The 19151-nt window shown below is 71.2% G+C and carries 18 protein-coding genes; all 18 read right to left on the bottom strand.

The features are described 5' to 3' along the window. Positions 1-126: 126 nt before the first annotated feature. The 18 genes from LG632_RS00245 to lysA all read right to left on the bottom strand — a co-directional run bounded on the left by LG632_RS00245 (position 127) and on the right by lysA (position 19147). Positions 127-942 (bottom strand): F0F1 ATP synthase subunit delta, encoded by an 816-nt coding sequence (locus tag LG632_RS00245; RefSeq protein ID WP_226724227.1) that lies wholly within the window; start codon positions 940-942, stop codon positions 127-129. After that, entirely contained in the window at positions 939-1478 is a 540-nt protein-coding gene (locus tag LG632_RS00240; RefSeq protein WP_125645701.1) for a F0F1 ATP synthase subunit B, read from the bottom strand. Before LG632_RS00240 ends, LG632_RS00245 begins: the two co-directional genes overlap by 4 nt. Before the next feature lie 43 nt (positions 1479-1521). Further along, on the bottom strand, positions 1522-1752 hold the full coding sequence (gene atpE, locus LG632_RS00235) for an ATP synthase F0 subunit C (protein ID WP_125645699.1): 231 nt from the start codon (positions 1750-1752) through the stop codon (positions 1522-1524). A 79-nt stretch (positions 1753-1831) separates the two neighbouring features. Beyond that, a complete protein-coding gene (gene atpB, locus LG632_RS00230; RefSeq protein WP_226724309.1) occupies positions 1832-2665 on the bottom strand; it encodes a F0F1 ATP synthase subunit A in 834 nt (277 codons plus the stop codon). A gap of 211 nt (positions 2666-2876) precedes the next feature. Next, complete coding sequence (locus LG632_RS00225) at positions 2877-3314, bottom strand: Cg1360 family ATP-synthase-associated protein (RefSeq protein ID WP_226724226.1); 438 nt, start codon at positions 3312-3314, stop codon at positions 2877-2879. Positions 3315-3577: 263 nt separating this feature from the next. Further along, positions 3578-4954, bottom strand: coding sequence for an MraY family glycosyltransferase (locus LG632_RS00220; RefSeq protein WP_226724225.1), 1377 nt, complete (start codon positions 4952-4954; stop codon positions 3578-3580). 113 nt (positions 4955-5067) lie between these two features. Further along, complete coding sequence (glyA, locus tag LG632_RS00215) at positions 5068-6300, bottom strand: serine hydroxymethyltransferase (protein ID WP_226724224.1); 1233 nt, start codon at positions 6298-6300, stop codon at positions 5068-5070. A 121-nt stretch (positions 6301-6421) separates the two neighbouring features. Then, positions 6422-7069, bottom strand: a complete 648-nt coding sequence (locus tag LG632_RS00210) for an arsenate reductase/protein-tyrosine-phosphatase family protein (protein ID WP_226724223.1) — start codon at positions 7067-7069, stop codon at positions 6422-6424. Then, on the bottom strand, positions 7066-7713 hold the full coding sequence (locus LG632_RS00205) for an L-threonylcarbamoyladenylate synthase (RefSeq protein WP_226724222.1): 648 nt from the start codon (positions 7711-7713) through the stop codon (positions 7066-7068). The genes LG632_RS00210 and LG632_RS00205 overlap by 4 nt, the downstream gene beginning before the upstream one ends. Positions 7714-7795: 82 nt before the next feature. Continuing rightward, entirely contained in the window at positions 7796-8641 is an 846-nt protein-coding gene (gene prmC, locus LG632_RS00200) for a peptide chain release factor N(5)-glutamine methyltransferase (RefSeq protein WP_226724221.1), read from the bottom strand. Between the two features lie 39 nt (positions 8642-8680). Further along, the gene (gene prfA / locus LG632_RS00195; protein ID WP_226724220.1) at positions 8681-9760 is read right to left on the bottom strand and encodes a peptide chain release factor 1; all 1080 of its coding nucleotides are present in this window, start codon (positions 9758-9760) and stop codon (positions 8681-8683) included. 110 nt (positions 9761-9870) lie between these two features. Next, positions 9871-10092, bottom strand: a complete 222-nt coding sequence (gene rpmE / locus LG632_RS00190; RefSeq protein WP_030492616.1) for a 50S ribosomal protein L31 — start codon at positions 10090-10092, stop codon at positions 9871-9873. A 150-nt stretch (positions 10093-10242) separates the two neighbouring features. Then, positions 10243-11334, bottom strand: coding sequence for an LCP family protein (locus LG632_RS00185; RefSeq protein ID WP_226724219.1), 1092 nt, complete (start codon positions 11332-11334; stop codon positions 10243-10245). 188 nt (positions 11335-11522) lie between these two features. After that, complete coding sequence (gene rho / locus LG632_RS00180; RefSeq protein ID WP_226724218.1) at positions 11523-13550, bottom strand: transcription termination factor Rho; 2028 nt, start codon at positions 13548-13550, stop codon at positions 11523-11525. A gap of 473 nt (positions 13551-14023) precedes the next feature. Next, complete coding sequence (gene thrB / locus LG632_RS00175; protein ID WP_226724217.1) at positions 14024-14950, bottom strand: homoserine kinase; 927 nt, start codon at positions 14948-14950, stop codon at positions 14024-14026. 291 nt (positions 14951-15241) lie between these two features. Beyond that, positions 15242-16312, bottom strand: coding sequence for a threonine synthase (thrC, locus tag LG632_RS00170; protein ID WP_226724216.1), 1071 nt, complete (start codon positions 16310-16312; stop codon positions 15242-15244). 6 nt (positions 16313-16318) lie between these two features. Next, positions 16319-17617, bottom strand: coding sequence for a homoserine dehydrogenase (locus tag LG632_RS00165; protein ID WP_226724308.1), 1299 nt, complete (start codon positions 17615-17617; stop codon positions 16319-16321). 138 nt (positions 17618-17755) lie between these two features. Continuing rightward, entirely contained in the window at positions 17756-19147 is a 1392-nt protein-coding gene (gene lysA / locus LG632_RS00160) for a diaminopimelate decarboxylase (RefSeq protein WP_226724215.1), read from the bottom strand. Between the last annotated feature and the right edge of the window lie 4 nt (positions 19148-19151).

Below are 19151 nucleotides of genomic sequence, written 5' to 3'. Positions count from 1 at the left end.
TCCCTGCTCTCCTTGTTGGGCCTGAAGCTTCTTAGGGGTCTGGGGGCGACCCCCAGGAATCTTCTGCAAGTTCTGCACGGCCCAACCGGGCCGCTGGAAATGCTTCTTCTTGAGTTGGTGGCTCGGTCAGCCGGCCATGCGGCGGGACGCCTGCGCGAGGCGCTCCGCGATGCTGCCGTCGATGACCTCGTCACCGACACGCACCGTGATCCCGCCGAGGACCTCGGGGTCCACGTCCAGGTTCAGGTGCATCTGGCGGCCGTACAGCTTGGCCAGCACCGCGCCGAGACGCTGCTTCTGCGCGTCGCTGAGCGGTACCGCGGTGGTCACCGTGGCGACCATGCGGTCACGGCGCTCGGCGGCGAGCTTGGAGAGGGACTCCAGTCCCGCTTCCAGGCTACGTCCCCGCGGAGCGGTGACCAGCCGGGCGACCAGACGCTCGGTGCCGGCGTTGGCCTTGCCGCCGAGCAGGCTGCGCAGCAGCTCGCCCTTGGCGGAGGCCGTGGCCGCACGGTCGGTCAGCGCGGCCCGCAGCTCGGTGCTGGAGCCGACGATCCGGCCGAACCGGAACAGCTCGTCCTCGACGTCGTCGAGCGCGCCCGCCTTCTGGGCCGCCGTGAGGTCGGCGGTGTTCGCCAGCTCCTCCAGCGAGTCCACCAGGTCACGGGACTGCGACCAGCGGGACCGGACCATCCCGGACACCAGGTCGAGGGTCTCCCCGCCGACCTGCGTGCCGAGCAGGCGCGCGGCCAGCTCGGCCTTGGCCTCACCCGGCTGCGCCGGGTCGGTGAGGACCCGACGCAGCGAGACCTCACGGTCGAGCAGCGCGGTGACGGCGGCCAGCTCCTCGGCGAGCTTCGCCGCGTCGACGGACGTGGCGTCCGTCAGCGCGTCGAGACGCTCGCGCGCTGCGTGCAGCGCCTCGCGGCTCGCTCCGTTCATCGGGCGGCCTCGGCCTTCGCCTCAAGCTCGTCGAGGAACCGGTCGATGGTGCGGCTCTGCCGGGCGTGGTCCTCCAGGGACTCACCGACGAGCTTGCCGGCCAGGTCGGTGGCGAGCTTGCCCACGTCCTGACGCAGCGCCTGCGAGGCGGCCTTGCGGTCGGCCTCGATCTGGGCGTGACCGGCAGCGATGATCTCCTCACGCTGCCGCTGGCCCTCTGCGCGCAGTTCTTCCTTGAGCGCAGTGCCCTGCTCCAGCGCTTCCTGGCGCAGGCGGGCAGCCTCGTGCCGGGCCTCGGCGAGCTGGGCCTTGTACTGCTCCAGCACGCTCTGGGCCTCGGTCTGAGCCGCCTCGGCCTTCTCGATACCGCCCTCGATGGCCTCGCGGCGCTCGTCCAGAACCTTGTTGATGTTCGGGAGGAGCTTCTTGGCGAGGAAGCCGAAGACGATGACGAAGGCGATCAGGCCGATGACCAGCTCAGGGATCGGCGGGATGAGCGGGTTCTCCCGCTCGGCTGCGAGAACCAGGAGGTTCACATCAGTGCCTTTCGTCGGATCGGTCTAGGTCGCGAAGTTCGTCTTAGTAGACGAACGGCATGACCAGACCGATGAGGGCGAGCGCCTCACAGAAGGCGAAGCCGAGGATCTGGTTGGCGCGGATCAGGCCGGCAGCCTCGGGCTGACGGGCGAGCGCCTGGGTGCCGTTACCGAAGATGATGCCGACGCCGACGCCCGGGCCGATGGCCGCGAGACCGTAACCGATGGAGCTGAGCGAGCCGGTGATCTCGGTGGCAGCGAGCACGTTGGACATGCCGTTATTCCTTCTCTTTCACGGATCCGATGGGGGTTGGCCACCGGACGACTGGGGGATGTGAGCGTGCGGACCGTGCTCAGTGGTGCTCGGCGAGCGCGCCCTGGATGAAGCTGCAGGCCAGGAGGACGAAGACGTACGCCTGGACGGCCTGGATGAAGAGCTCGAAGGCGGTCATCACGATGACCATCACGAAGGACACGCCCGCGTAGGCGATGCCGATGCCGTTCAGCAGGTACCAGCTGGCGATCGTGAAGAGCAGCAGCAGGGTGTGACCGGCGAACATGTTCGCGAACAGTCGGACCGCGTGGGTGAAGGGCCGCACGATGACGTTCGAGAAGAACTCGATCACCATGACCATCGGCAGGATGGCGCCGAGGGACTTGTCGTAGCCGGTGATGTTCTTGAAGCCGCCGACGAGGCCGTGGCGCTTGAAGGTCACCGACATCCAGGTCAGGTAGACGATCGCGGCGAGGATCGCCGGGTACGCGATGATCGAGGTCACCGGGAACTGGGCGACCGGGATGATCGACCAGAGGTTCAGCATCCAGACGAAGAAGAACAGCGCGACCATGAAGGGGACGTACTTCTCGCCCTCCTTCTTGCCGAGCGTCTCGTAGACGATGCCGCGGCGCACGAAGTCGTAGCCGGCCTCGGCGACCATCTGCAGCTTGCCCGGGACGACCTTGGGCTTGCGGAAGGCGGCCCAGAAGAAGCCGACGATGACGAGCGAGCCGAGGAGGGCCAGCAGCATCGGCTTGTTGAAGTACGCGTTGCCCTCGGGGTCGCCCCACAGCGGCTCGAAGAGGAACGAGTGCAGGCCCGGACCCGGGAAGCCACATCCGTCGAAGATGTGACAGTCGGTCTCGAAAGCGAGCACCTGCGTCGGGTCACTCACCGCGGACTCCTTCAGCGTGGCGCATAGGTACGGCAACCTCGTTGTGTCGGCGCGGCGCGCAGCCGCGGTTCGGCACTGGACTGGTGTTTCGGATGGTGGGGCGGCGATCAGGCATCAGAGCCTCGCGATGGAACAGGCGTCAGCTCGAATGCCCGCGCCCGCAGTGCCGCAGTTGGCACCGGACGATAGCAGGATCTCGAACGCGTCCTTATCCCGGCCCTACCCCTCACGACTTCGGCCCCGAGTTCTGGGGCTTGTCGCCCTTCACCGAGTCCGGTTCGACGTAGAGGATCTTGGCCTTCATGTGAGCACGGGTCTGGGCCGCGATCCACACGAGCGTGGTGACGACCAGCGTGATCGCGAAGGCCTTGGGGTGGAACAGCGTGGTGTCCTTGAACACCGCGACGAAGACGAAGAGCAGCAGGATCTGGGCCGCGTAGAGCATCAGGCCCATCATCTGGAACAGATGCGGCAGCGAGCGCGCCGTGCGCTGCAGGACGGCGAATCCGGCCCCCATGAAGAGCACGACCAGCACGGTCGCCACGACGGCGCCGACAGCCCCCTTGCCGCCCGCGACGACACCACTGACGACCGCGGCGAGAGCGCCGGCGGCGACGGTGGGTACAGCGGCGTGCAGAAGGGATCGGGCGTCATCAGACCGCATGGCGCAGGCTCCGCTTGATGGTGGGGGCACGGGACTCGTACGAGGACGAGCGTAAGCCCGGTCCGAGTGAGAACCTCGGGCCAATGGACCGTCGCACTACGGTCCTTCGGCTCTGTCGCCGGGTCTAGTGAACGGTATCACAAACTATTTGATGAGAGCTTTACCTGTGAAGTGTGCCGACTGTCACACATGAGAGGGAACGTGCGCGTGTGTGCACGACACGGCCTCAGTATGTCTGGTATTGAGCCCTGCCGCCCCAATCGTCAGCGCGTCGATTCAGCCTTCCGCCGGTCGGGGAAACGCGAACGGGCGCCGAGGGCGGTCGCTCCGTTGACGCCGTTCGCCCGGACGGCCCCCGGCACGGCCGGCACGGAGCCCTGCGCGGCCGCGGCCGCGCCCACGCGTTCCGGTTCCGGTTCCCGGCCCGAGGCGTCCCGCGCGGCGGCCTCGGCGGCCCGCTCCGCGGCGCGCGCGGAGTGCCGGTAGCGGGGCGGCACCAGACGCTCGGCCCAGCGCGGGGCGCGCGGGGTGAAGCGCGGCAGCAGGAGCAGGACCAGACCCAGCGCGCTCAGCGCGACGATCAGCAGCACGATCCACATCGAGGTGGAGTGCACCGAGTAGGCGACCGTCCCGAACGCGATCAGCCCGGACCAGAAGTACATGATCAGCACGGCCCGGCTGTGCGAGTGGCCGATCTCCAGCAGCCGGTGGTGCAGGTGGCCGCGGTCGGCGGCGAACGGCGACTTGCCGTTCCAGGTGCGCCGGGCGATGGCGAGCACGAGGTCGGCCACCGGCAGCGCGATGATGCCCAGCGGCAGCAGCAGCGGGATGAAGACGGGCAGCATGGCGTGGGTGACGTTGCGCTCGCCGTCGGCGAAGAGGGCCATGCCGTCGGGGTCCACCTGGCCGGTGATCGAGATGGCGCCCGCGGCCAGCACCAGGCCGATCAGCATGGAGCCGGAGTCGCCCATGAAGATCCGCGCGGGGTGCATGTTGTGCGGCAGGAAGCCCAGGCACATGCCCATCAGGATGGCCGCGAAGAGGGTGGCGGGGGCGGCGGCCTCGATCCCGTAGCCGTACCAGATGCGGTACGAGTACATGAAGAACGCGGCGGCGGCGATGCAGACCATGCCGGCCGCGAGGCCGTCGAGGCCGTCGACGAAGTTCACCGCGTTGATGGTGATCACGACGAGGGCGACCGTGAGCAGGTTGCCCTGCCACTGGGTCAGCGAGACGGTGCCGATGCCGGGGACCGGGATCCACAGGATGGTCAGGCCCTGCATCACCATCACGCCGGCGGAGATCATCTGGGCGCCGAGCTTGATCAGGGCGTCGATCTCGAACTTGTCGTCGAGGACGCCGATCAGCCAGATCAGGGCGGCGCCGGAGAGCAGCGCGCGCGGCTCGTTGGAGAGCTCGAAGACGCCGTTGAGGTTGTGCAGGTGGTCGGCGACCAGCAGGCCGGCGCACAGCCCGCCGAACATCGCGATGCCGCCGAGCCGCGGCGTCGGTTCGCGGTGCACGTCGCGGGCGCGGATCTCCGGCATCGCACCGGCCGCGATGGCGAACTTCCGCACCGGTCCGGTCAGCAGGTAGGTCACCGCCGCCGTGACGCAGAGCGTCAGCAGATATTCACGCACGGGCTGCCCCAGATGTATCGCCGGCCATCTCAGCCCCACACATTAGCTGCGATGTCCCCGTGGGAGAGGACGCGCGGGAACGCTCCCCCGGTTGCAGAACGTCCTTCTTGCCCCTATTGCACCCCGTAAGGGGGAAATTCCAGCGCGAGATCGGACACCTCCGTACGGGTCTGCGCGGCGTCCCCGCGCAGGGCCGCGGCGAACAGCGCCGCGATCCGCACCATCTCCGCCTCCCCCATCCCCTGCGTGGTCACCGCGGCCGTCCCCAGCCGGATGCCGCGCTGGTCGCCGTAGGGCAGGGCGCAGGTGTCCAGCACCATCCCGGCGGCCGCCAGCCGGCCCCTGGCCGTCGCCCCGTCCACCCCCAGGGGCGAGGGGTCGGCGGTGACGAGGTGGGTGTCGGTGCCGCCGGTGGTGATCGCGAAGCCGTGCCGGGCGAGCGCCTCGGCCAGCGTCCGCGCGTTGGCCACGACCCGGTGGGCGTACGTGGTGAAGGCGGGGGTCGCCGCCTCCCCGAAGGCCACGGCCTTGGCGGCGATGGTGTGCATCTGGGCGCCGCCCTGGGTGAACGGGAAGACCGCGCGGTCGATCCGCTCCGCGAGCTCCGCCCCGCACAGCAGCATCCCGCCGCGCGGCCCGCGCAGCACCTTGTGCGTGGTCGCGCACACGACGTCGGCGTACGGCACCGGGCTGGGCGCGGCCCCACCCGCGATCAGCCCCATCGGGTGGGCCGCGTCGGCGATCAGATAGGCGCCCACCTCGTCGGCGACCTCCCGGAAAGCGGAATACTCCGGGTGGCGGGGGTAGGAGATGGATCCGCAGACGATGGCCTTGGGCCGGTGCAGGTGGGCCAGCTCCTGCAGCTGCCGGTAGTCGATCAGTCCGGTCTCGGCGTCCACCCCGTACCCGACGAATTCGAACCAGCGCCCGGAGAAGTTCGCCGGGGAGCCGTGCGTCAGATGCCCGCCGTACGCCAGGCCCATGGCCAGCACCGTGTCCCCGGGCCGCAGCAGGGCGGCGTACGCGGCCAGCACGGCGGCGGAACCGGAATGCGGCTGGACGTTGGCGTGCTCGGCCCCGAACAGGGCCTTGGCCCGCTCCACGGCGAGCTGCTCGGCCACGTCGACGTACTCGCAGCCCCCGTGGTAGCGGCGGCCCGGGTAGCCCTCGGCGTACTTGTTGGCGAGCACCGACCCGAGGGCCGCGAGCACCGCCGGCGAGGTGAAGTTCTCGGCGGCGTTCAGCTGCAGCGACCCGGCCTGTCGCTGCGCCTCCCCCGCGAGGACGTCTGCCATCTGCGGATCCTGCTGCCGCAGCAGCTCCGCGGGCTCGGTGACAACGGTCATGGCGCGACTCCGGCGCAGTGGGGTTCCAGTACCGCCACTGTAGGCCGGGGCAGGTCCGGGCGCGCTGCGGAGCGCCGGCCGGCGCGCGGGTCGCTCGGGGGCCGGCGCGGGCCGGCGCGGGTCAGCGCGGCTCGGTGACGCCCGTCAGGGCGGTGACGACCGGGTCCAGGGCCTGGTGGATCTCGTCGCCGATGGAGCGGAAGAACGTGATCGGGGCGCCGTACGGGTCGTAGACCTCGTCGGCGTCGGCGCTGGGGGCCAGCAGCCAGCCGCGCAGGGCCGCGGCCGCGCGCACCAGGGCGCGGGCCCGGGCCGCCACGCCGTCGTCCAGCGGCGGCAGCGTCGCCGGGTCTATGGCGCGGACCAGGCGGGTGAATTCCTTGAGCGTGAACGTGCGCAGTCCGGCCGAGTGACCCATGGAGATGACCTGGGCCCGGTGGTCGCGGGTGGCGGTCAGCACCAGGTCGGCGCGTATGACGTGCTCGTCGAGCAGTTCACGGCCGGTGAAGCCCGAGGCGTCCGCGCCGAAGTCGGCGAGGACGGCCGCGGCGTTCGCCTCCATCGGGGCGCCCTCGTGGCCCCAGGTGCCGGCGCTCTCCACGATGAGCCCGGTGGCGGCGGCGCCGCCGAGGCGGTGCGTCAGGGCGTGGCGGGTCAGCCGCTCGGTGATCGGCGAGCGGCAGACGTTGCCGGTGCTGACGTGGAGGATGCGGAAGGTGTGCCCCGTCGGCGGGTGGTCCCTTGCTATGCCACGGCCCTCAGGGCTCACGGGGCCACCTCGAGGTCGGGTACGACCTCCCGCAGCTGGTCGGCGGTCAGCGCCCCTTCCCGCAGCAGCACCGGCACCTTGCCGGTCACGTCGACGATCGAGGACGGCTGGATGCCCGGGGTCGGGCCGGCGTCGAGGTAGACCGAGACGGAGTCGCCGAGCATCGCCCGGGCGGCGTCGCAGTCCTCCGGCGCCGGGTGGCCGCTCAGGTTGGCCGAGGACACCGCCATCGGGCCGACCTCGGTCAGCAGCTCGATGGCCACCGGGTGCAGCGGCATGCGCACGGCCACGGTGCCGCGGGTCTCGCCGAGGTCCCAGGCCAGCGACGGCTGGTGCTTGGCGACCAGCGTGAGCGCGCCCGGCCAGAAGGCGTCGACGAGCTCCCAGGCCTGCTCGGAGAAGTCGGTCACCAGCCCGTGCAGGGTGTTCGGGGACCCGATGAGCACGGGGGTCGGCATGCTGCGGCCGCGCCCCTTGGCCGCCAGCAGGTCACCGACGGCCTCGGCGCTGAAGGCGTCCGCCCCGATCCCGTACAGGGTGTCCGTCGGCAGGACGACGAGCTCGCCACGGCGCACGGCGGAGGCCGCCTCGCGCAGACCCGTCTTGCGGTCCGTCGCGTCGTTGCAGTCGTATCGCCGGGCCATCAGCGGGCCTCCTCGGGGTGGGTCGGGGCGGGAGTCGGGGCGTGGGGGGCGGCGGGGGCCGCGCCGTGCGGGGGCGCCGGGGTCACGGCAGGGCCTTGCGGGCCGTCGCGAAACGCGGCCGGTTGTTCAGGTCCGGGTGGTCGGCGGCGTCCGCCCAGCCGCGCTCCTCGGCGAAGATCCACGGCACCTGGCCGCCCTGGGTGTCCGCGTGCTCGACGACGACGAGGCCGCCCGGCCGCAGCAGGCGGTGCGCGGTGCGCTCGATGCCGCGGATGGTGTCGAGGCCGTCCTGACCGGAGAACAGCGCCATCTCGGGGTCGTGGTCGCGCGCCTCCGGGGCGACGTACTCCCACTCGGTGAGCGGGATGTACGGCGGGTTGGAGATGACCAGGTCCACCTGGCCGTCCAGCTCCGGCAGGGCGCTCAGCGCGTCGCCCTGGTGCACGACGACCCGGGAGCCCTCGGCGTTCTTACGGGTCCAGCGCAGCGCTTCCTCGGACAGCTCGACGGCGTGCACGCGCGAGCGCGGCACCTCCTGCGCCATGGCCAGCGCGATCGCCCCGGACCCGGTGCACAGGTCCACGATCAGCGGTTCGACCACGTCCATGGCGCGCACGGCCTGTATGGCCCAGTCGACCACCGACTCGGTCTCCGGGCGCGGGACGAACACCCCGGGCCCGACCTGGAGCTCCAGATAGCGGAAGAAGGCCCGCCCGGTGATGTGCTGGAGCGGTTCGCGCGCCTCGCGGCGGGCGACGGCCTCCCAGTACCGGGCGTCGAAGTCGGCGTCCTTGACCGTGTGGAGCTCGCCCCGCTTCACGCCGTGCACGAAGGCCGCGAGCTCCTCCGCGTCGAAGCGCGGTGAGGGCACGCCGGCGGCGGCCAGCCGCTGGGTGGCCTGGGCCACCTCCGCGAGCAGCAGGTTCACGCTTCCTCCACCGAGGGTCGTACGAGGTATGACCGCGTCTTACTGAGCGGCCGCGAGCTTGGCTGCGGAGTCGGCGTCGACGCACGCCTGGATGACCGCGTCGAGGTCGCCGTCGAGCACCTGGTCCAGGTTGTACGCCTTGAAACCGACCCGGTGGTCCGAGATCCGGTTCTCCGGGAAGTTGTACGTACGGATCTTCTCGGACCGGTCCACGGTGCGCACCTGGCTGCGGCGGGCGTCCGCGGCCTCCTGCTCGGCGGCCTCCTGGGCGGCGGCCAGCAGGCGCGACCGCAGGATGCGCATGGCCTGCTCCTTGTTCTGGAGCTGGCTCTTCTCGTTCTGGCAGGAGGCGACCACACCGGTCGGCAGGTGCGTGATGCGCACGGCCGAGTCGGTGGTGTTGACGGACTGGCCGCCGGGGCCGGAGGAGCGGTAGACGTCGATGCGCAGGTCGTTCGGGTTGATCTCCACCTCGACCTCCTCGGCCTCCGGGGTGACGAGCACGCCGGCGGCGGAGGTGTGGATGCGGCCCTGGGACTCGGTGGCCGGCACGCGCTGGACGCGGTGCACGCCGCCCTCGTACTTCAGCCGGGCCCAGACGCCCTGACCGGGCTCGGTGGCGCCCTGGCCGCCCTTGGTCTTCACGGCGACCTGGACGTCCTTGTAGCCGCCGAGCTCGGACTCGGTGGAGTCGATGATCTCGGTCTTCCAGCCCACCCGCTCGGCGTAGCGCAGGTACATGCGCAGCAGGTCGCCGGCGAACAGCGCCGACTCGTCGCCGCCCGCGCCGGCCTTGATCTCCAGCAGCACGTCCTTGTCGTCGCTGGGGTCGCGCGGGACGAGCAGCAGGCGCAGCTTCTCGGTGAGCTCCTCGCGCTGGGCGGTGAGCTCCTTGACCTCGGCCGCGAAGTCGGGGTCGTCGGCGGCCAGCTCCTTGGCCGTGTCGATGTCCTCCGCCGTCTGCTTCCACGCCCGGAAGGTGGCGATGATCGGGGTCAGCTCCGCGTAGCGCTTGTTGAGCTTGCGCGCGTTGGCCTGATCGGAGTGGACCGACGGGTCGGCGAGCTTCTTCTCGAGGTCGGCGTGCTCGCCGACCAGTTCCTCGACCGCCTCGAACATCGGGAGCTCCTGGAGTGAACGGTTACGACAATGGACTGCGGGACGACAAAGGCGCCGGTCCGGCCGCCCCCGAGTGGACAGGGGCGGCCGACGACCGGCGCCGTGGCTCGCTACTTCTTGGAGCCGGCAGCCTTGCCGAAGCGGGCCTCGAAGCGGGCCACACGGCCACCGGTGTCGAGGATCTTCTGCTTGCCCGTGTAGAACGGGTGGCACTCGGAGCAGACCTCGGCACGGATGGTGCCCTCGGTCAGGGTGCTACGGGTGGTGAACGACGCGCCGCAGGTGCAGCTGACCTGGGTCTCGACGTACTCGGGGTGGATCTCGCGCTTCAAGGTGTCTCCTAGTTTCGGGAGGGCGCCGGGTCGCCTGCGCGGATTTGCGCCATGCGTGAACCGGGGCCGACGTACCAGTCTGCCAGGACCGGGCCGCCTTACAAAATTCGAGGACGCCCGTCTCAACGGGGCGGGGCCGGCATCTATTCCTCACTGGACGAGGGAGCCGGTTCCCCCCTTGTCGCCGGCGGAGTTCTCGGTGGCCGCGGCCGGGACGGGCTGGTCCTTGAGCAGGGCGTCCCAGACCAGCTGCGTCTCCTTGGGGAGCGGGGCGACGCGGTCCGGGTCGATCCGGTCGGCGCCCACCGGCAGCGTGATCATGTGCATGTTCGAGGAGTCGATGCCCTTGAGCCCTGCGGCGAAGCTCATCAGCGATTTCACGTCACCGAGCTTGCTGTCGGTGGTGATCGCCTTGGTGGAGGTGTCGGCCAGGTCGAGCAGGCGCTTGGGGTCGTCGAACAGGCCGATGCCCTTGACCTGCTTGATCAACGCCTTGATGAAGGCCTGCTGCACCTGTATTCGGCCCAGGTCGCTGCCGTCGCCGATGGACTTGCGGGTGCGGACCAGGCCGAGCGCCTGCTCGCCGTCGAGGGTGTGGGTGCCCGCCGGGAGGTCGAGGTGGCTGCCGTGGTCCTTGATCGGCTTGGTGGTGGTGACCTTGACGCCGCCGAGCTTGTCGATGATCTTCTTGAAGCCCGTGAAGTCGACCTCGATGTAGTGGTCCATGCGGATCCCCGACATCTTCTCGACGGTCTTGACCGCGCAGGCGGCGCCGCCGACGGTGAACGACTCGTTGAACATCTTGCGGGTGCCGCCCGGGTTGGTCTTCCCGTTCGCCGTCTGGCAGGGGGGCCGGGTGACCAGGGTGTCCCGGGGTATGGAGACGATGCTGGCCGCCTTGTGGCCCTCGTACAGGTGCACGATCATCGCCGTGTCCGAGCGGGCGGAGCCGCCGTCGTCCTGGCCGTACTCGGCGTTCGCCCCGGCGCGGGAGTCCGAGCCGAGGACGAGGATGTCCATCGATCCGTTGTCGACGTCCTGCGGGCGGTCCTTGCCCAGCGCCGCGTCGATGTCGACGCTCTTGATGTTGCCGTTGAACTTCACGTAGAGGTAGCCCAGCCCCGCCCCGCCGAGGACCACCACGCCGGCCGCCGTCCAGGCCACCACCCGCAGGGCCCTGCGCCGCGGCTTGCGCCGCCGGCCCGTCGCCCGCCGACCGCTGCCCGTGCTGTCCTCGCTCATGGTCTCCTCAGTCCTGTCCTGCGGCCGAACGGCCCGTGACGCCTCCCCGATCGTCCGCAAGCACAGACGGTGGAATCCGGGCAAAGGTTCCGGCGGGCCCCTGTGACGTCGCCAGCCGGGTACGGGAACGCCCCCGCCGCGGATGCGGCGGGGGCGTTCCCGGTCGAGCCGGTCGGCGCGGAGGCCGATCAGTCGTTGTTGGCGGCCCCGGGGGTCGTCTTGGCGATCTGCATCAGGAACTCGGCGTTCGACTTCGTCTGCTTCATCTTGTCGAGCAGCAGCTCGATGGCCTGCTGCGAGTCGAGCGCGTGCAGCACCCGGCGCAGCTTCCAGACGATGTTGAGCTCCTCGCTGTTGAGGAGGATCTCCTCCTTGCGGGTGCCCGACGGGTCGACGTCGACGGCCGGGAAGATGCGCTTGTCGGCGAGCTTCCGGTCGAGCTTGAGCTCCATGTTGCCGGTGCCCTTGAACTCCTCGAAGATCACCTCGTCCATGCGCGAGCCGGTCTCGACCAGCGCGGTGGCCAGGATGGTCAGCGAGCCGCCGTCCTCGATGTTGCGCGCGGCACCGAAGAAGCGCTTCGGCGGGTACAGCGCGGTCGAGTCGACACCACCGGACAGGATGCGGCCGGAGGCGGGCGCCGCGAGGTTGTACGCGCGGCCCAGACGGGTGATGGAGTCCAGCAGGACGACCACGTCGTGACCCAGCTCCACCAGGCGCTTGGCGCGCTCGATGGCCAGCTCGGCGACGGTGGTGTGGTCCTCGGCCGGGCGGTCGAAGGTCGAGGAGATGACCTCGCCCTTGACCGACCGCTGCATGTCGGTGACCTCTTCCGGACGCTCGTCGACCAGGACGACCATCAGGTGGCACTCGGGGTTGTTGTGCGTGATCGCGTTGGCGATCGCCTGCATGATCATGGTCTTACCGGTCTTCGGCGGGGCCACGATCAGACCGCGCTGGCCCTTACCGATCGGCGAGACCAGGTCGATGATGCGGGTGGTGAGCACGCCCGGGTCGGTCTCCAGGCGGAGCCGGTCCTGCGGGTAGAGCGGGGTGAGCTTGTTGAACTCGGGGCGGCCACGGCCCGATTCGGGCGCCATGCCGTTGACCGAGTCCAGGCGCACCAGCGCGTTGAACTTCTCGCGGCGCTCGCCCTCCTTCGGCTGGCGCACGGCACCGGTGACGTGGTCGCCCTTGCGCAGGCCGTTCTTGCGGACCTGGGCGAGGGAGACGTAGACGTCGTTGGGGCCGGGCAGGTAGCCGGAGGTCCGGATGAACGCGTAGTTGTCGAGGATGTCGAGGATGCCCGCGACGGGGATCAGCACGTCGTCCTCGGCGACCTGCGGCTCGCCGGCGCCGAACTCGTCGCGGCCGCGGCGGCCACGGCGGTCGCGGTAGCGGCCACGACGGCCGCGGCGGCCGCCCTCGTCGTCGAAGTCGTCCTGCGGGCCCGCGTCGCGCTGCTGCTGGCCCTGACCGCGGCCGCCGCCCTGCTGCTGGCGGTCCTGACGGTCCTGGCGGTCCTGGCGGCCCTGGCGGTCGCCGCCCTGCTGGCCCTGCTCCTCGCCCTTGCCCCGCTCGCGGCGGTCGCGCTGGCGGTCACCGCGCTCGCGGCGGTCGCGGCGGCTGCGGCCCTCGCCGGCCTCCGGCGCCGACACGGCGGTGGCGGTCTCGGCCTTGGCCTCGGCCTGCGCGGCCGGCGCGGCCTCGGTCTTCGGCTCGGCCTTGGGCTCGGCGACGACCGTGGTGGCGGTGGCCGCGGAGGCGGTCTCGGGGCTGCCGGAGGGCGCGGTGGCCCGACGGCGGCGGCGCTCGCCGGCCGGCGCGTCGTCGCCGGCCGCCGGCTGGCCCGGGATCTCGATCTGGGCCGGCACGGCCGGCTTCTCGGCGGCGGGGGCCTCGGCCGTCTCGCCGGTACGGGCCTTGCTGGTGGCGCGGCGCTTGGGCTTGGCCTCGGCGGCGGGCGCGGTGTCCGCGGCCTTGGCGGCGCCTCCGGCGGCCTGCGCCTCCTTGATGACCTCGATCAGCTGGCTCTTGCGCATCCGCGCGGTGCCCCTGATACCGAGGCCCGACGCGACCTGCTGCAGCTCGGCGAGGACCATGCCCTCGAGGCCGGTGCCGGAGCGGCGGCGCTTGGGGGCGGCGGCGCCCGCAGCGGGGGCGCTGGTGTCGACGGTGGTGTCGGCAACGCCCATCAGATCGGTGGTGTCGCTCACGAAGGGTCCTTCCCTGGAGCGGACGTCGGCCTGTCTGGCTCGGCGACCGGTTGTGCTGTCCGACCTCGGTCCTAGGTGTGTGGACCGTGTCGGGGCGGTGGTCCGCCGGTGAGAAATACGGCGGAGGGAGATACGTGCATGGGGTTCGACGCGTTGCCCCCCAGCTGGAAGCGTGGGTATGTCACGCCGATTCCGGAGCGGGCTCGAAACTGCCTGGCAGCGATCAAAGCAGTTGGGGAGGCTCCCGGAAGAAAGGTGGTCCCTGATGGGGACACTGAGCACCGAGCCGTTGCGGCTTCGGATGCGTACTTGAGGTTAACACTACCGGATCCAACAGACATTCCCCCTCTCACTCACCGGCAATCGCGCCCTTCCGCGCGGGCGGCCTGCCCCGGCCGCCCGCCCCTGGCCGGCTGTCGTTCCTCCTGGTCCCCGGACCGGGCCTCCTGTCGGCCCGGTCCCGGTACCGGGCCCTAGCCGCCCTGGGTACCGAGCGGAAGTACGCTCGCGCCCGCGGCGTCGAGAGCCAGCCGGTTGGCCGCCCACCCCTCGCCCGCGAGCTGCGCGACCTTGTCGGCCGCGTCGTGATCGGCCAGCGCCAGGACCGTGGGTCCCGCGCCGGAGATGACCGCGGGCACGCCGTCGGCCCGCAGCCGGTTCACCAGGGCCAGGCTCTCGGGCATCGCCGGAGCCCGGTAGTCCTGGTGCAGCCGGTCCTCGGTGGCCGGCAGCAGCAGCTCGGGACGCCTGGTCAGGGCCTCCACCAGCAGCGCCGCACGTCCGGCGTTGGCCGCGGCGTCCACGTGCGGGACGGTCCGCGGCAGCAGGCCCCGGGCGGTCTCGGTCAGGACCGGCTTGGACGGCACGAAGACCACCGGAACGATGGAATCCGCGGCGTCCATCCGGATCGCCCTGGCGCTGCCGCCGTCCATCCAGGCCAGGGTGAAGCCGCCGAGCAGACAGGCGGCGACGTTGTCGGGGTGGCCCTCGATCTCGGTGGCCAGTTCCAGCAGCGCGGCGTCGTCGAGCCGGGCCTCGCCGCCTATGGTCACGGCGCGGGCGGCGACGATGCCCGCGCAGATGGCGGCGGACGAGGAGCCCAGGCCCCGGCCGTGCGGGATGCGGTTGGCGCAGACGACCTCCAGCCCGCGCGGCTGCCCGCCGAGCAGGTCGAAGGCGGTGCGCATGGCACGTACGAGGAGGTGGCTCTCGTCGCGCGGGAGGGTGTCGGCGCCCTCACCGGCGATGTCGATGGTCAGGCCGGAGTCGGCCACCCGGACGACGACGTCGTCGTAGAGCCCCAGGGCCAGGCCCAGGGCGTCGAAACCCGGGCCGAGATTGGCGCTGGTGGCGGGGACGCGCACCCGTACGGCGGCGGCGCGGAACGCTGGACCGGCCATCGCTCGATGACACTCCTTGTGACTGTGCGAGATCCTCGCGGGATGCCCGCGGGGAGATCTTTCGCTGTGAATGTACTGGAGAACGCACGACACCCGAAGGCCTGAGGCGGCAGCACCGCGTCGTGAGCGCAGTGGCGGATGTAAGTACAGCGTATCGAAGGAAGGTTCTGTCGCGACATAGGGCGCACAGGAGGCGCACGATGCGTGTCGCGGGGTACGGCCGCGGGGGCCCGTCCCGGGCCGTCGCCCGGCCGTCCCCGGGCCGGTCCGCGGACCGGCCCGGGGCGGGCGTCAGACCAGGCCGAGCCGTACGGCGGCGGCCTCGGCGTCCACCGGAACGGTGACCGGCTGCGGGGCGCCGGCGATCGCCCAGTCGGGGTCCTTCAGGCCGTTGCCCGTGACGGTGCACACGATCTTCTGGCCCGGGTCGACCAGGCCGAGCTCGGCGGCCTTGAGCAGACCGGCCACGGACGCGGCCGAGGCGGGCTCGACGAAGACGCCCTCCTGGGAGGCCAACAGCCGGTAGGCGGCCAGGATCTGGCGGTCCGTCACCTCGTCGATGAAGCCGCCCGACTCGTCCCGGGCCGCGAGCGCGAAGTCCCAGGACGCCGGGTTGCCGATGCGGATGGCGGTCGCGATGGTGTGCGGCTCCTTGACCGGCTCGCCGCGCACGATGGGCGCGGAGCCGGAGGCCTGGAAGCCCCAGACGCGGGGCGTGCGGGAGGCCAGGCCGTCGGCCTTGTACTCCTTGAACCCCTTCCAGTACGCGGTGATGTTGCCCGCGTTGCCCACCGGCAGCACATGGATGTCGGGGGCGTCGCCGAGCGCGTCCACGATCTCGAACGCGGCCGTCTTCTGGCCCTCGATGCGCACCGGGTTGACCGAATTGACCAGCGCCACCGGGTAGTTGTCGGAGAGCCGGCGGGCCAGGGTCAGGCAGTCGTCGAAGTTGCCGTCGACCTGGAGGATCTTGGCGCCGTGCACGAGGGCCTGGCCCATCTTGCCGAGCGCGATCTTGCCCTGCGGCACCAGCACGGCGGAGACCATCCCCGCGCGCACCGCGTACGCGGCCGCGGAGGCGGAGGTGTTGCCGGTGGAGGCGCAGATGACCGCCCTGGCGCCCTCCTCCTTGGCCCGGGTGATCGCCATGGTCATGCCGCGGTCCTTGAAGGACCCGGTGGGGTTCGCGCCCTCGACCTTGAGGTGCACCTCGCAGCCCGTGCGCTCGGAGAGGACCTGGGCGGGGACCAGCGGGGTGCCACCCTCGCGGAGCGTGACCACCGGCGTCGTGTCCGTGACCGGCAGCCGGTCCCGGTACTCCTCGATGATGCCGCGCCACTGGTGGGTGCGATTGCTGCTCATGGGTCCTTACTCCCCTTCAACACGCATGATGCTGGCGACACCGGCGACGGTGTCGAGCTTCCGCAGCGCCTCGACGGTCCCGGAGAGGGCGGCGTCGGGGGCCCGGTGGGTGACGACGACGAGGCTGGCCTCGCCGCCCGTTTCTGGACGCCCCTGCTGCCGGACGGTGTCGATCGACACACCGTGCTCGGCGAACACCGTCGCCACCTGTGCGAGGACACCCGGCTTGTCGGCCACATCGAGGCTGATGTGGTAGCGGGTGACGACCTCGCCCATGGGGCTGACCGGCAGCTGGGTGTACGCCGACTCGCCGGGCCCCGTTGCCCGGTCGAGCTTGTTGCGGCAGACGGCGACGAGGTCGCCGAGCACGGCGGAGGCGGTCGGCGAACCGCCCGCGCCCGGCCCGTAGAACATGAGCCGCCCGGCGGCCTCCGCCTCGACGAAGACCGCGTTGTAGGCCTCGCGGACGGAGGCCAGCGGGTGGGTCAGCGGGATCATGGCCGGGTGGACGCGGGCCGTGACCGACCCGCCGTCCGCGGCCCGCTCGCAGATCGCCAGCAGCTTGATGGTGCAGCCCATGCGCTTGGCGGAGGCGAAGTCGGCGGCGCTGACCTCGGTCATCCCCTCGCGGTGGACGTCGTCCAGCCGGACCCGGGTGTGGAAGGCGATGCCGGCCAGGATCGCGGCCTTGGCGGCGGCGTCGTAGCCCTCGACGTCGGCGGTCGGGTCGGCCTCGGCGTAGCCCAGGGCGGTGGCCTCGTCGAGGGCCTCCTGGTAGCCGGCGCCGGTGGAGTCCATCTTGTCGAGGATGAAGTTGGTCGTGCCGTTGACGATGCCCATCACGCGGTTGATCTTGTCGCCGGCGAGGGACTCGCGCAGCGGGCGGATCAGCGGGATGGCGCCGGCGACGGCCGCCTCGTAGTAGAGGTCCAGCCCGGCGCTCTCGGCGGCGGCGTGCAGCGCGGCGCCGTCCTGGGCGAGCAGCGCCTTGTTGGCCGAGACCACCGAGATGCCCTGCTCGAAGGCGGTGGTGATCAGGGTGCGGGCGGGCTCGATGCCGCCGATGACCTCGATCGCGACGTCGATGTCGCCGCGTTTGAGCAGCGCGGTGGCGTCGGTGGTGATCAGCGCCGGGTCGATGCCCGCGCGGACCTTCGAGGGGCGGCGCACGGCGACACCGGCGAGCTCGACGGGCGCGCCGATGCGGGCCGTGAGGTCGTCGGCGTGCGTCGTCATGATGCGCGCCACCTCTGAGCCGACCACACCACAGCCCAGCAGCGCCACCTTCAGCGGACGCGTACGCATCATTCGACCTACGCCTTTCGATCATCCGAGTCAGCCCGGTCCGCCGAATTGCGGCCGGTGTGAACCAGTGTGTGCACCAGTCTCACGCAATGGACCGGACTTTCCATCCTTCGTCCATGGATTGAGACGTCTATTTCATCATCCGAGGTCGAGTCGCAGGAGATCTTCCTCCGTCTCGCGCCGGACGATCACCCGCGCCGCACCGTCGCGCACGGCGACGACCGGCGGACGCAGGGCGTGGTTGTAATTGCTGGCCATGGAGCGGCAGTACGCGCCCGTGGCGGGGACGGCGATCAGGTCGCCGGGGGCCAGGTCGGCCGGCAGGAAGGCGTCGCGCACGACGATGTCGCCGCTCTCGCAGTGCTTGCCGACGACCCGGCTGAGCATCGGCTCGGCGGTCGAGGTGCGCGAGACGAGCGCGACCGAGTACTCGGCGTCGTAGAGGGCGGTACGGATGTTGTCGCTCATGCCGCCGTCCACGCTGACGTACGTCCGCAGGCCCGCCAGCGGCTTGACCGTGCCGACCTCGTAGAGGGTGAAGGCGGTCGGGCCGACGATGGCCCGGCCCGGCTCCACGGAGATCCGGGGCGTGGCCAGGCCCGCGCTCTCGCACTCGCGGGCGACGATCTCGGTGAGCGCCTTGGCGATCTCGTGCGGCTCGCGCGGGTCGTCGTCGGAGGTGTACGCGATGCCCAGGCCGCCGCCGAGGTCGATCTCGGGCAGCTCGACCCCGTGCTCGTCGCGGACGGCGGCCAGCAGCCGCACCACGCGCTTGGCGGAGACCTCGAAGCCGGCCATGTCGAAGATCTGCGAGCCGATGTGCGAGTGGATGCCGATGAGCTCCAGGCTGTCGTGGCCGAGCGCCCGGCGGACGGCCTCGGCGGCGGCCCCGTCGGCGACCGCGATGCCGAACTTCTGGTCCTCGTGCGCGGTCGCGATGAACTCGTGCGTGTGCGCCTCGACGCCGACGGTCACCCGGATCTGCACCCGCTGCCGTACGCCGAGCTCGGCGGCGACGTGCGCGACCCGGGCGATCTCCTCGTAGGAGTCGAGCACGATCCGGCCGACGCCGGCCTCGACGGCCCGGCGGATCTCGGCGAGGGACTTGTTGTTGCCGTGGAAGGCGATGCGCCCGGCCGGCATCTCGGCGGCGAGCGCGGTGGCCAGCTCCCCGCCGGAGCAGACGTCGAGGTTGAGGCCCTCGTCGCGCAGCCAGCGCACGATCGCCTTGGACAGGAACGCCTTGCCGGCGTAGAAGACGTCCGCGTCCGGCCCGAAGGCGTGCGCCCAGGCGCGGCAGCGGGCCCGGAAGTCCTCCTCGTCGAGGAAGTAGGCCGGCGTCCCGAACTCCTCGGCCAGCCGCGTCACTTCCATCCCGCCGACGCGTACGACGCCGTCGTCCCCGCGGCGTACGGTCCTCGACCAGACCTTCTCGTCCAGGAGGTTGAGGTCGGCCGGCGGCGGCGAGTAGTGGCCCTCGGGCAGGTCGGCTGCGTGGCGGGGGCCGGCGGGGTGTGCGGAACGACTCATGACA

The organism is Streptomyces antimicrobicus (assembly GCF_020532625.1).
GTDB lineage: Bacteria > Actinomycetota > Actinomycetes > Streptomycetales > Streptomycetaceae > Streptomyces > Streptomyces antimicrobicus.
This window is presented reverse-complemented; position numbering and strand designations above follow the sequence as displayed.